General features: G+C 70.0%; 9 protein-coding genes and 2 tRNA genes. 4 read left to right on the plus strand and 7 right to left on the minus strand.

Annotation, left to right across the window (positions count from 1 at the left end; genetic code table 11):
• Positions 1–180 precede the first annotated feature (180 nt).
• A complete protein-coding gene (locus ABD297_RS21445; protein ID WP_344257167.1) occupies positions 181–1,113 on the plus strand; it encodes a DUF3427 domain-containing protein in 933 nt (310 codons plus the stop codon).
• A 107-nt stretch (positions 1,114–1,220) separates the two neighbouring features.
• On the opposite strand, the gene ABD297_RS21450 is transcribed toward ABD297_RS21445, so the two are convergent.
• From ABD297_RS21450 to gyrB, 6 genes are all read right to left on the minus strand, one after another.
• Positions 1,221–1,296: transfer RNA gene (locus ABD297_RS21450), tRNA-Ala, on the minus strand.
• A 15-nt stretch (positions 1,297–1,311) separates the two neighbouring features.
• Positions 1,312–1,497, minus strand: a complete 186-nt coding sequence (locus ABD297_RS21455) for a DLW-39 family protein (protein ID WP_344257168.1) — start codon at positions 1,495–1,497, stop codon at positions 1,312–1,314.
• Positions 1,498–1,526: 29 nt separating this feature from the next.
• Positions 1,527–1,603, minus strand: a tRNA-Ile gene (locus ABD297_RS21460).
• 167 nt (positions 1,604–1,770) lie between these two features.
• Positions 1,771–2,451: a DUF3566 domain-containing protein gene (locus ABD297_RS21465; protein WP_344257169.1), complete on the minus strand. Its 681-nt coding sequence runs from the start codon at positions 2,449–2,451 to the stop codon at positions 1,771–1,773.
• Positions 2,448–5,003, minus strand: a complete 2,556-nt coding sequence (gene gyrA / locus ABD297_RS21470) for a DNA gyrase subunit A (protein WP_425581207.1) — start codon at positions 5,001–5,003, stop codon at positions 2,448–2,450. The genes ABD297_RS21465 and gyrA overlap by 4 nt, the downstream gene beginning before the upstream one ends.
• A 271-nt stretch (positions 5,004–5,274) precedes the next feature.
• Positions 5,275–7,473 carry a DNA topoisomerase (ATP-hydrolyzing) subunit B gene (gyrB, locus tag ABD297_RS21475; RefSeq protein ID WP_344257171.1) on the minus strand — a complete coding sequence of 733 codons (2,199 nt, stop codon included), beginning with the start codon at positions 7,471–7,473 and terminating at the stop codon, positions 5,275–5,277.
• 476 nt (positions 7,474–7,949) lie between these two features.
• Here gyrB and ABD297_RS21480 point away from each other — a divergent pair, with 476 nt between their 5' ends.
• Together ABD297_RS21480 and ABD297_RS21485 are read left to right on the plus strand one after the other, a co-directional pair.
• Positions 7,950–8,456: a SigE family RNA polymerase sigma factor gene (locus ABD297_RS21480; protein WP_344257172.1), complete on the plus strand. Its 507-nt coding sequence runs from the start codon at positions 7,950–7,952 to the stop codon at positions 8,454–8,456.
• Positions 8,453–9,745, plus strand: a complete 1,293-nt coding sequence (locus ABD297_RS21485) for a hypothetical protein (RefSeq protein WP_344257173.1) — start codon at positions 8,453–8,455, stop codon at positions 9,743–9,745. The genes ABD297_RS21480 and ABD297_RS21485 overlap by 4 nt, the downstream gene beginning before the upstream one ends.
• 124 nt (positions 9,746–9,869) lie before the next feature.
• Here the strand turns inward: ABD297_RS21485 and ABD297_RS21490 are convergent, their stop codons facing one another.
• A complete protein-coding gene (locus ABD297_RS21490) occupies positions 9,870–11,378 on the minus strand; it encodes a protealysin inhibitor emfourin (protein ID WP_344257174.1) in 1,509 nt (502 codons plus the stop codon).
• Between the two features lie 359 nt (positions 11,379–11,737).
• Between ABD297_RS21490 and ABD297_RS21495 the strand changes: the two genes are divergently transcribed.
• Positions 11,738–12,028 (plus strand): hypothetical protein, encoded by a 291-nt coding sequence (locus tag ABD297_RS21495; RefSeq protein ID WP_344257175.1) that lies wholly within the window; start codon positions 11,738–11,740, stop codon positions 12,026–12,028.
• Positions 12,029–12,075 lie beyond the last annotated feature (47 nt).

A 12,075-nucleotide genomic window follows, 5' to 3' on the forward strand; every position in this document is an offset into this window, starting at 1 on the left:
CCCGCTCCCGCGTCAACCTCGTCCCCGACACCGAACCAGAGATCGGAGCTGATGACCTGCCGGCCTTGACCGCCTGACCCCTTCACCACGGATCACGCAGCGCTACACCACTACCCGGGACTTGACCACATCGTGCTCCGGAGCCTTCGCGATGCCATCCCGTCTCGCTGGCCGGCCAAGGTGGATGAACTCCGTTCGCTTCGGCGTCGTGAACCTGAACTCGGTCTGGCCACGTTCCTCCATGAGTCTGGGCTCGATCTCGAGGACATCTACAGCAACAATCGGAGTTGGTCCGACCTCCTAGAAGCGGGTGGCGGTCAGACCCAACTCGCCGGGCCTTACGAGGTGGCCCTGCGCCGCGCCGTGGGCCGCACGCTGCACGTTTCCGATCCCTTGCGGCTGCAGACCTACCGATCTCTGGTTTCGCAAGCCAACCCACCGCGTGTCGATTCCATGTCGATCGCGGAGCGACGTCTGAGTCACATGCTCGTTGCGTCTCTGGTCGATCAGCAGGTCATCGGCACTGACAGCTTGCAGGCTGCCACGGACCTGGTCTGGCAGCACCCACAGATCCTGTCCGAGCTCAGCGAGCTCTACCCGCTTCTCGAGACGCGCTCGGACCACATCTACAGCTCAGTGCAAGGGATGGACGATGTCCCGCTGCAGATCCACGCTCAGTACACCCGCACCGAGATCTTGGCAGCTTTCGGCGGGACGTCAGGGGCGAAGCTCCCTCCGTGGCGTGAAGGTGTGCGCCACGTTCCCGATGCCCGTTGCGATCTGTTGGCTTTCACGCTGGACAAGACCAGCGGCACGTTCTCCCCAACGACTCGCTATCGCGACTACGCCATCAGCCCGACGCTCATCCACTGGGAAAGCCAGTCCGGGACCCGCGAAGCCAGCCCCACCGGCCGGCGCTACGTCACACACGAATCCATGGGGCACTCCATCCTGTTGTTCGCCCGCATGCGCCAGGACGATCGAGCCTTCTGGTTCCTCGGGTCGGCTCGCTATCGTGGCCACACCTCGGAGCGTCCGATGGCAGTGACGTGGGAGCTCGACGTCCCACTCTCCGGGGATCTGTTCACAGCGTTCGCAGCGGCAGTGGCCTAGGTTCGGCGCCGACGGAGAGCCACGGGCTCCGTGGACTGCTCTTTCGGTCGCCGCGGGGATTGCGCGACATGCAGAACGACCTCGCCCTGACGGGCGAGGTCGTTTGGTGGTGGAGCCAAGGGGACTCGAACCCCTAACCCCCTGCTTGCAAAGCAGGTGCGCTACCAATTGCGCCATGGCCCCGAGTGGGGAGCGGCCTCAGGCCGAGGTGGAGGCCTCGTCGTTCGCCGCGGGAGCAGGCAGAACGGGCGGTGCCACGGGGGCGTGCACGTCGTCGGTGGCCTGCGTCCACAGATCCTGCTCGGCCTGCTGCTGCTTCGCCTTCTTGCGCAGGAGCACCACGCCGGCGACGGCGCCACCGATGAGGGCGAGACGCTTCAGCATGCGGTGGATCCTCTCCGTGGTGGCGGTGATGGTGGGCCTAGGAGGACTTGAACCTCCGACCTCTTCCTTATCAGGGAAGCGCTCTAACCGTCTGAGCTATAGGCCCATCGTCACCTTCGCGCGACCGATCCACCCCGTCAGAGATGACGACCGGACGCGAGGGGAAACGTTACCCGATGCACCTCGCCACATACAAAACGGCCCCCACCCGCGCGGGGTAGGGACCGGATTGCGTATGCCGTGTGGCGAGGTGAGCGCGTTGCCTCAGTCGCCTCAGTCGTCGGTGAGCGTCAGCTGCACGCCCCCGACGAGGGCGGAGCAGATGTTGTAGAGGAAGGCCATGACGGTCGCGATCGCGGTCATGAGGATGACGTCGATGACGCCGATGACGATCGAGAGCGACACGACGCGGCCGAAGCCGACGTAGTCCTTGATCGAGAACGGGTCGGACGTCGTCGTCTGGAGCGACTGGAGCACGCCCTCGATGTCGGTGAAGACGTTCATCGTCGACAGGATCATCCACAGCACCGCGGTGAGCACGACGCCGGCGATGCCGAGCGCGACGGAGAGCAGGAAGCTCATCTTCATGACCGACCACGGGTCGACGCGCGCGACGGCCAGGCGGACGCGGCGCGGGCCTTTGTGCTTGCGCGGGGCCGTCGTGGTGCGAGCACCCGTGGCGGAGGCGCCGGCCGCCGTGCCGGACGCGGCCGCGGAGTCGGCCTTGCCCGCGCCCACGCGCTGCGTGGGGGCGGTGCGGTTGGTGACCGCTCCGCGCGAGAGCGACGTCGTCTGCTCGGCCGCGGCGCCGGAGGCACCGGACGTGCTGCCCGATGCGCCGTTGGAGGCGTAGTAGGAGCCGTTCTGGCCGTTGCCGGCAGAGCCGGACCCGCCACTCGTGCGAGTCGACGCGCCGGACCCGCTCAGGGAGCCCTCAGGGCTGGTCGCGCTCATTCGTCACCTCCGTTGTCGGTGTCCGACGAGCTCGCCTCGTCACCCGACGTCTGGTCCGACGGTACGCCATCGGGGCCGGGAACCGTAGCCGGCGCTCCCGTGCCGGACGGCTGGTCGACGGGGTTGCCGTCCTCGATGTCTGCGACCGCGATCGCCGACTCGGCGTTGCGGGCCACGGCCACGATCGAGTCGCCCTTGTCGGGCGTCGCGAACTTCACGCCCTGCGAAGAGCGGCCGGTGTGGCGCACCTCGTCGACGCGCGAGCGCACGATCTTGCCCTTCTCCATGACGACCATGACCTCGTCGGTGTCGATGACGGTCAGGGCCCCGACGAGGTCGCCGCCCTTCTCGGAGAGCTTGGCCACCTTGATGCCGAGGCCGCCGCGACCCTGGAGGCGGTACTCCGAGATCGGGGTGCGTTTGGCGAGGCCGTTCTCGAAGACGACGAAGACGTCGGGGCTCTCGCCCTCCTCGACGACGGACATGGCGAGCAGGTCGTCGCCGTCGCGGAACTTCATGCCGGTGACGCCGGAGGTCGAGCGGCCCATCGGGCGCAAGGCCTCGTCGGTCGCGGTGAAGCGCACCGACTGGCCCTTGCGGGAGACGAGCAGCAGGTCGTCGCGGTTGGAGGCGAGGCCGGCCCCGACGAGCTCGTCGCCCTCGCGCAGGTTGACCGCGATCAGGCCGCCGGAGCGGTTGGAGTCGTAGTCGGCCAGGCGCGTCTTCTTGACGAGGCCCGCACGGGTGGCGAGCACGAGGTAGTCGGCCTTGGCGTAGTCGCGAACCGCGAGCACCTGGGCGATCTGCTCACCGGGCTGGAAGGCGAGCAGGTTGGCCACGTGCTGGCCCTTGCTGTCGCGCGAGCCCTCGGGCAGCTCGTAGGCCTTGGCGCGGTAGACGCGGCCGAGGTTGGTGAAGAAGAGCAGCCAGTGGTGGGTCGTCGTCGTGAAGAAGTGCTCGACGACGTCCTCGCCACGCAGGCTCGCGCCGCGCACGCCCTTGCCGCCGCGCTTCTGCGAGCGGTACTGGTCGACGCGGGTGCGCTTCGCGTAGCCACCGCGGGTGATGGTGACGACGACGTCCTCCTCGGGGATGAGGTCCTCCATCGACATGTCGCCGTCGAACGGGAAGATCTCGGTGCGCCGGTCGTCGCCGTACTTGTCGACGATCGCCTGCAGCTCCTCGGAGACGATGTCGCGCTGGCGCTGCGGCGAGGCGAGGATCGCGCGGTACTCGTCGATCATCTCCTGCAGGGCGTCGTGGTCCTGCTGGATCTTCTCGCGCTCGAGGGCGGCGAGGCGGCGCAGCTGCATGTTGAGGATGGCGCCGGCCTGCAGCTCGTCGATGCCGAGCAGCTCGATGAGGCCGTCGCGGGCGATCTCGACGGTGCGCGAGGCGCGGATGAGCGCGATGACCTCGTCGAGCATGTCGAGCGCCTTGAGGTAGCCGCGCAACAGGTGGATGTCGGCCTCGGCCTTGTTGAGGCGGAAGGTCGTGCGCCGGACGATGACCTCGATCTGGTGGTCGACCCAGTGCCGGATGAAGCCGTCGAGCGGCAGGGTGCGCGGCACCTCGTCGACGAGCGCCAGCATGTTGGCGCCGAACGTCGTCTGCAGCTGAGTGTGCTTGTAGAGGTTGTTGAGCACGACCTTGGCGACGGCGTCACGCTTGAGCGTGATGACGAGGCGCTGGCCGGTGCGGCCCGACGTCTCGTCGTTGATGTCGGCGATGCCGGAGATCTTGCCGTCCTTGACGAGGTCGGCGATCTTCATCGCGAGCATGTCGGGGTTGACCTGGTAGGGCAGCTCGGTGACGACGAGGGCCTGGCGGTTGCCGACCTCCTCGACGTTGACGACGGCGCGCATGATGATCGAGCCGCGGCCGGTCCGGTAGGCGTCCTCGATGCCGCGGTGGCCCATGATGAGCGCGCCGGTCGGGAAGTCCGGGCCCTTGATGATCGTCAGGAGGTGCTCGAGCAGCTCCTCGCGGCCGATGTCAGGGTGCTTGAGGTAGTACTCGGCGCCGGCCGCGACCTCGCGCAGGTTGTGCGGCGGGATCTGCGTCGCCATGCCGACGGCGATGCCGGCGGAGCCGTTGACGAGCAGGTTGGGGAAGCGGCTCGGCAGGACCGAGGGCTGCAGCGTCTTGCCGTCGTAGTTCGGCACGAAGTCGACGGTGTTCTGCTCGATGTCCCGGACCATCTCCATGGCGATCGGGGCCATCCGGCACTCGGTGTACCGCGGGGCGGCCGCGCCGTCGTTGCCGCGCGAGCCGAAGTTGCCCTGGCCGTCGACGAGCGGGTAGCGCAGCGACCAGTCCTGCACGAGGCGCACGAGGGCGTCGTAGATCGCCGAGTCACCGTGCGGGTGGTAGTGACCCATGACGTCACCGACGACGCGGGCGCACTTGTTGTAGCCGCGGTCGGGTCGGTAGCCGCCGTCGTACATCGCGTAGACGATGCGCCGGTGCACGGGCTTGAGGCCGTCGCGCACGTCGGGCAGCGCGCGGGACACGATGACCGACATGGCGTACTCGATGTAGCTGCGCTGCATCTCGTTGTTGAGGTCGACGGCCTCGACGCGGTCGGTCTCGTCGTCGTCACGCTCGATCGGGGCGGTGCCCTGCTCGTGCGCCGTGTCGACGACCTCGCCGTCCGGCTCGGTCGTCTCGTCGGGCGTCTCGTTGACGTCGTCTCCGTCGATGGGAGGCAGGTCGTCGCTCACGTCAAATCCCTTTGTCTCTCAGTCAGATTCAGGCAAGTAGAGGAGGTATGCCGGGTGGTGACGTTTCACGTGGAACGTGCCGGACGGCATACGCCGGCGGTCAGATGTCGAGGAAGCGCACGTCGCGCGCGTTCTTCTGGATGAAGGAGCGACGCGACTCGACGTCCTCTCCCATGAGGACGGCGAAGACCTCGTCGGACTTCGCGGCGTCCTCGAGCGTCACCTGGAGCAGGGTGCGCGTCTTGACGTCCATCGTCGTCTCGCCGAGCTCGGCGTAGTTCATCTCGCCGAGGCCCTTGTAGCGCTGGACCGGGTTGTCCTTGGGCAGGCGCCAGCCCTTGCCCTCACCGATCTGCTGCAGGCCGTCGCGCTCGCGGTCGCTGTAGGCGAACTGGTGCGGGGCGTTGCTCCAGCGCAGGCGGTAGAGCGGCGGCTGCGCGAGGTAGACGTAGCCGGCCTCGATGAGCGGACGCATGAAGCGGAAGAGCAGCGTCAGCAGCAGCGTGCGGATGTGCATGCCGTCGACGTCGGCATCGGCCATCAGCACGATCTTGTGGTAGCGCGCCTTGTCGATGTCGAAGTCCTCACCGATGCCGGTGCCGAAGGCGGAGATGAGCGCCTGGACCTCGTTGTTGGCGAGGATCTTGTCGATGCGCGCCTTCTCGACGTTGAGGATCTTGCCGCGGATCGGGAGGATCGCCTGCGTGTGCGGGTTGCGGGCCTGCGTGGCCGAGCCACCGGCGCTGTCGCCCTCGACGATGAAGACCTCGGAGATGCGCGGGTCCTTGCTCTGGCAGTCCTTGAGCTTGCCCGGCAGGCCGCCCGACTCGAGCAGGCCCTTGCGGCGCGTGGCCTCACGCGCCTTGCGGGCGGCCATGCGCGCGGCCGCGGCCTGGACCGACTTGCGCACGATGTCCTTGCCCTCGTTGGGGTGCGCGCCGAGCCAGTGGCCGAACTCGTCGGTCATGGCGCGCTGGACGAAGCCCTTGACCTCGGAGTTGCCGAGCTTGGTCTTGGTCTGCCCCTCGAACTGCGGCTCGCCGAGCTTGACCGAGATGACGGCGGTCAGGCCCTCGCGGATGTCGTCGCCCGTGAGGTTCTCGTCCTTCTCCTTGAGGAGGTTCTGGCGGCGCGCGAAGTCGTTGATGAGCTTGGTCATCGCCGCACGGAAGCCCTCCTCGTGGGTGCCGCCCTCGTGGGTGTTGATCGCGTTGGCGTAGGTGTGGACCGACTCGCTGTAGGCGCTGGTCCACTGCATGGCGAGCTCGAGGCTGAGCGAGCGGGCCTCGTCCTCGACCTCGATCGAGATGACCTCGGGGTGCACCGGCTCGCTGCGCTTGGAGCCGTTGAGGTGGTGGACGTAGTCGATGAGGCCGTTGTCGTAGCGGTAGCTGACCTTCTTGGCCGTGACCTTCTTCTTCTCGCCCGCGTCGGCGCTGCCGTCGGCCTGCTCGTCCTCCTCGTCGTGCTCGACCTCGGTCAGGTCGGACTCCATGTCGTCGAGGTCGACGTCGTCGCCGGTCGTCTCGACGGGAGCCACGCGCTCGTCGACGAGGTTGATCGTCAGGCCCTTGTTGAGGAAGGCCATCTGCTGCATGCGCGCGCGGATGGTCTCGAAGTCGTAGTCGACGGTCTCGAAGATGTCGGCGTTGGCCCAGAACGTGATGGTCGTGCCGGTCTCGTCGGTCGCCTCCTGCTGCTCCAGGGGTCCGTCGGGCACGCCGTCGGTGAAGCTCATCCGGAAGACGTGGCCCTTCTGGCGGACCGCTGCCTTCAGGCGGGTCGACAGGGCGTTGACGACCGAGCTGCCGACGCCGTGCAGACCACCGGAGACCTTGTAGCCGCCACCGCCGAACTTGCCGCCGGCGTGCAGCTGGGTCAGGACGAGCTCGACGGCGCTGATCTTCTCGACCGGGTGGATGTCGGTGGGGATGCCACGGCCGTTGTCCTTGACCCGGACGCCGCCGTCGGCGAGGAGGGTGACGTCGATGGTGTCGGCGTAGCCGGCCAGCGACTCGTCCACCGCGTTGTCGACGATCTCGTAGACGAGGTGGTGCAGGCCACGCGGGCCGGTCGAGCCGATGTACATGCCGGGGCGCTTGCGCACGGCCTCGAGACCCTCGAGGACGGTGATGGCGCTGGCGTCGTAGTCGACGCCGTTGGGCCGCGTGTCGGCGGGGGCCGCAGGAGCGACGGTGTCGGGCACGGTGTCGACCACGGAGTCGGGCGCTGTCACGGAGTCGGGTCCGGTGGAGCTGGGGGTGGTGCTGGGGTTGTTCGGCTCGTCAGCGTCGGACACGTCTCTCCTCGGTGGTCAGACCTCATGCGGGCGGCCCGACGTGGACGTCGAGCCGCAACCTCTCCAGTCTAGCGGTCCGGCGCCGTGAACCGTGCCCTCAGACGCGCGAAACGGCCATTTTCCGGGCCGAACACCCCTCGATCCGAGGGGAGGATCACGCCAGGGGTCCTCAGCGCCTTTCAGGCGCCTTCACCCATCGCGACCGACGCGCGGACCGACCACCGGCCCCGGACCCCATTCTCCTCCCGCGCCGAGCGCTGCAGGTGCGCCGTCCACAGGTCACCGGCGCCTGACGGCCGGCGCCCGGCGCGCCGAACCGGCCGGGACTCGGCAGACTGCGCGGACACCCCTCCGGAGCACGATGCCGACGACCATCCGACGACCACCTCGGACAACCTTCGCCGGGCCACGAGGGTCTGGATGGATGCCGGCACGGGCCGGAGGGTCGAGGCAGCTGACGACAGGGGACGCACGACATGGACGACGCCGAACGGAGAGCCGACTTCACGGCATACGTCAGGGCGCGCGAGCAGGCGCTCGCTCGGCTCGCCTACCTGCTCACCGGTGAGCGGGACGCCGCCGAGGACCTGCTGCAGAACGCCCTGGCCAAGGTCTACCGGCACTGGGACCGCGTCCGGGCCGCCGAGCTGCCCGACGCGTACGTCCGCCGGGTCATGGTCAACGAGAACAACTCCCGCTGGCGCAGCCTGCTGCGCCGTCACGAGTCGCCGAGCAGCCACGTGCTCGACGTGATCGACCCACCGGGCGTCGCCGGGCTCGACCCCACCGCCTCGATCGACCTCTGGCGCCACGTCCAGGGACTGCCCACCCAGCAGCGGGCGGCCGTCGTGCTGCGCTACTACGAGGACCTCACCGAGGCCCAGACCGCCGAGGTGCTCGGCTGCTCCGTCGGCACCGTCAAGAGCCACACCAGCCGCGCGATCTCCGCGCTGCGCACCCGGATGAGCGAGGCCACGGCATGAACGACATGGACCAGCGGCTCCGCCAGGCGCTCGGCGAGCAGACCGAGGGCATACGCGTCGTGGCCGACCTCGCGGAGCGCGCGATCGCCCGCGACCGGTCCAACCGCCGCCGGCAGCTCGGTGTCGCCGCGCTCGGCGCCGGCCTCGCCCTCGCCGTCGCCGTGCCCGTGGGCTGGGGGGCGCTGCGTCCCACCGACGTCCGTCCCCTGCCGGTCGGGCCGTCCCGGTCAACGACGAGCCCCACGCCCACCCCCACCACGACCCCGGCACCGACGCCGACCGCCGTCCCGACCCTCACGGCCGACGGCGCACCCGCCCCGGTGACCCTGCGTTTCGCCACCGGGGAGCCGACCGGCACGACCGCGCTTCCCTACCTGCTGGGCAACGTCATCCACGACAGGTCACGCACGGTCCGGATCCAGGCGGAGGGCCGCTGGGGCACGCTGGCGCGCCTGTCCAACGACGGCTGGCTCGTGACCGACGCGGACACCCTCGTCTCCACCGTCCTCGACAGCTCGGGCGTGCCGCTCACCGAGATCACCGGAACGACACGCGTGTCGGCGTCCGGCCTGCTCGTCGCCGCGTCCGACACCCGCGGCAGCCTGCGCGCGTACGACAACCTCGGCGAGCCCGTGGCCTCGCTCGACGTCAGGACGTGCGGCTGCTCGAGCGGCAGCGGCGGCAGCGGCTACGAGGTGGTCGGGGTCGTCAACACGACGGTCTATGCCAACCGCGGCGACCTCGAGGCCTCGGTGGCCTGGGACGTGTCGACCGGGCAGACACGCCGGCTGCCCTTCCGGCTGTCCGTCGTCGACCCGGCGACCGAGACCGCGGCCGTCCTCACGCCGGGTGCCGAGCCGCGGACCAGCTGCCTCGAGCTCAGGGACCTGCTCACGCTCCGAGCGCGGTGGAGGCTGTGCGGCCCGCTCCTGCCGCGTGCCTTCTCCTCCAACGGCCTCTACCTGCTGGCGACGGGATACGTCGACGGCCTCAACGAGTCACAGCTCAACCCCGACGGGACGTTCCGCTACGGAGGCCTCGTCGTGGTCCGCACCAGCGACGGGTCGCTGGTGCTCGAGGGTGGGGGAGGCGCGGGCGCCGGGGGCTCGCCCGTGTCGTACCAGATGGGCGACGACTCGAAGCTCGTCGTGCAGGTCGGCTCGCCGTCAGGGCTCCGGAGCCTGCAGCGGTGCACGGTCGAGGGCGACTGCGAGGTCGTCGCGCCGGGGGCGCCACGCACCGCCGACATTCCCGAGGGCGACGATCCGTACATCCTCGCCACCAACTGAGCCGTGACGACCGGGCCGGGGCCGGCGAGGTCCCGGCCCGATCCTCCCGCCCCCGTGCCGAAAGCCGGCGAAGGCGCCTGGCGACCGGGCCCCCCACATGCAGAGGGCCGGCGAACGACGGGGATCAGTCCTGCGGATCCGCGAGGGTCCGCTCGAAGAGGGAGTGGATCGCCTCGGGCAGGTGCGGCTCCTGGATCGTGATGTCGCAGCCCACCTCGTCGCACACGACGGAGTAGACGAACGCGTCGGGGTGGCTGCGCTCGGTCGAGGCCGCGATGCGCTGCAGCGTCGGCGCCGCGAGCAGGTGCGTCCAGTCCCTGGCGTCGCGCTCCGGCAGCTCGCCGAGGGCCATCCGCCGCTCACGCACCTGGCCGGCGAACCCGCCCGTGCGCCGAAGCAGCACCTGGGCGTCCGGGCTCGGCGTCGTGCCCCCGTGGGGAGCGGGCCGCGACGGAGTCGTGCCGCCCGTGCCGGCCGAACTGCCAGAGCCACCCGTGCCACCCGTGCCAACGGGCGTCTGCGCGCCCGCGGTGAGGACCCCCACCTGCTCCCACGCCGATCGCACGGCGTCCTGCTGCGACGACCCGTCGCCGTGGGTGGTGCCCGCGGCCGCCACCGTGAGGCCGGCGAACGTCGCGAAGTCACAGTCCGCCTTGATCCCGTCACCCGAGAGCACGGCATACCAGATCGCTCCCGCGCCCTCCCACGCGTTGCCGCCGATCGCCTCGGCCGCGAGCACGAAGGCGCGGTTGGGGATGCCCGAGTTGATGTGGACGCCGCCGTTGTCGTCCTGGGTGTCGACGTAGTGGGCCATGTCGGCCGGCTGCGGGTCCTTGCCCAGGCGCGGGTCGTCGTAGGCGGTGCCCGGGTTGCGCATGTCGCGCAGCGCCCGGCCCTTGACCGAGGGGTTGAGCAGGTCGGGGCCGACGAGCCAGTCGGCCTCGGCGGCGCTCTGCCCCAACGCCTTCTGCTTGACGAGGACGCCGAAGACGTCGGACACCGACTCGTTGAGCGCGCCCGACTGCCCCTGGTACAGCAGCCCCGCCGTGTGCTCGGTGACGCCGTGCGCGAGCTCGTGCCCGATGACGTCAAGGCTCTTGGTGAACCGCTCGAAGATCACACCGTCGCCGTCGCCGAAGACCATCTGCGAGCCGTCCCAGAAGGCGTTGTCGTAGTTGCGGCCGTAGTGGACGCTCGCGAGCAGCGGCATCCCCTTGCCGTCGAGCGAGTCGCGGGAGTATGCCGTCGACCACAGCTCCCACGTCGCGCCCAGCCCGTCGTAGGCCTCGTTGACCGCGATGTCACCGGTGGGCGCGCCACCCTCGGCGCGCACCTGGGTGCCCGGGGTGGTCTGGGTGCCCTTGGCGTCGAAGATCGTGCGGTGGGGGCCCGTGCCGTGCGCACCGGCGACGTCGTCACGACGCGGCGCCCGGCGGCCCGTCGGACGTGCCGTCGGCGTGCGGCGGGACGCCCGCAGCTGCTCGTCGTGGCGCAGCGCCTCACGGGCGTGCGTCGCCAGCGCCGGCTCGTCGCTCGTGGCCAGCGCCTCGAGGATGTAGGGCGGGACGATCGTGCAGGTCGTCCCCGTGGGGTGCGCGGTCGGTCCGGCGGGCGAGCAGTGCGTCGAGGTCATGTCCACCAGTCTGCGTCGGAACACCGACACCCGCCCTTCGAGCGGTCGTACAGTTCGCCCGTGATCACCATCAACGTCGGGGGCCAGGAGTACGACTCGTGGGACGCGTTGCCCGAGGACGTGCGCGCCCAGCTGGTCGCCGCGGGCGTCGACCCGGGGCCGGACGGCCGTCTCGACTCGGTGGACCTTTCCCGCGCGCCCGGCGCGGTCAGTCGGCGCGTGCTCGTCACCGGCCCCGGCGGTGCGCCGCTGCCCCCCGTCGTGGCCCACGTCCTGCGTGCGCTCTTCGAGGCGCTCGACCCGTCCGCGTCCATCGCTCCGCGAGCCTCCGAGGACCCGGAGGACCCGGAGGACCCGACGTGCTGGGCACGCCGGTCGTCGGCGCACCCCCGCCGCCGGCCCCCGACGACCGGACGGGAGCCGCGGCACCAGGCGCGTCCGAGGACGTCGACGACACCGACCACGGTGACGGAGCTGACGAGGCCGACGGCCAGGACGGAGAGGAGGGCGAGGAGGACGACGGCACCGGCCCGTCGGACGGGACGCCGGCGAGGTCGCGGCGCGTGCCGCTCGTCTTCGGCCTGCTCGTCATCGGAGCCACCGTCCTGCTCGTGGCCACGGTGGTCGTCATCGGCCTCGCGGGCGTCTGACCCACCCGCAGCTCCGACCCACGACGGTCCGACCCACGACGCTCCGA

Source organism: Terrabacter carboxydivorans, assembly GCF_039532035.1.
In the GTDB taxonomy this organism is placed as follows: domain Bacteria; phylum Actinomycetota; class Actinomycetes; order Actinomycetales; family Dermatophilaceae; genus Terrabacter; species Terrabacter carboxydivorans.